Origin of the sequence: Pseudoxanthomonas jiangsuensis, from assembly GCF_010093185.1 — a bacterium.
GTDB classification, from domain to species: domain Bacteria; phylum Pseudomonadota; class Gammaproteobacteria; order Xanthomonadales; family Xanthomonadaceae; genus Pseudoxanthomonas; species Pseudoxanthomonas jiangsuensis.
In genome coordinates this window covers 1-569 of sequence record NZ_PDWL01000118.1, presented here as the reverse complement: position 1 = coordinate 569, position 569 = coordinate 1, and the positions used below count along the sequence as shown (strand labels likewise).

The 569-nt window shown below is 67.0% G+C and carries 1 protein-coding gene and 1 pseudogene; both read right to left on the bottom strand.

What is annotated here, in order from left to right; genetic code table 11:
• A pseudogene (locus CSC62_RS17900) lies at window positions 1–197 on the bottom strand (hypothetical protein); the annotation flags it as partial.
• A gap of 175 nt (window positions 198–372) precedes the next feature.
• On the bottom strand, window positions 373–569 hold a 197-nt coding region (locus CSC62_RS17895; RefSeq protein ID WP_211369044.1), incomplete at its 5' end, for a hypothetical protein.

Here is a 569-nt window from a genome sequence, read left to right as displayed (position 1 = left end):
CGCCGGTGCGCGATGCCGGCGGCGATCACACCGCCGGCATAGAGCCCCGTCGCCGCCACCCCCCGCACCCAGACCTCGCCGAAGTGCAGGTGCGGCGACAGCCGCGCTGTCCCCGCCTCTGCGGCGAAAACCCCGTTATACCCGTAGCCCCGCACCCCCCCCTCGCGGCGCCGCGCCACCGCCGCCCGCGCCGCCACTCCACGTCCACTGCTGCTGTGGCTGCGACCTCGCTGACCAGGAGTGAAGCACCACTCCCGCTTCGTCTGTCTCTATATGTAGTCTTACATCTGCTTCCATTTCCCCCTCGTCTATTCTGTTTCATCTTCTTATTTGCTGTCTATCTTTCCCTGCCGCGGCGTCGACGCGTATGCGTCAGCCCCCGCTCATCTGTTCGCCGGTCTCAGGGTCGTGAGGCACCCCGGTGGCGCCGTGCCGCTCGCGCATGCGGGAGGGGCCGTACAGGTTGACTCGGTGCGATCGCTCACCGAGCACGGAACTGCTGGTGGCGTAGGCGTGCATGAGGTGGTTGAAGGTTCCGGTGAAGGACGGGCACGGGTCGCCGTTTAAGC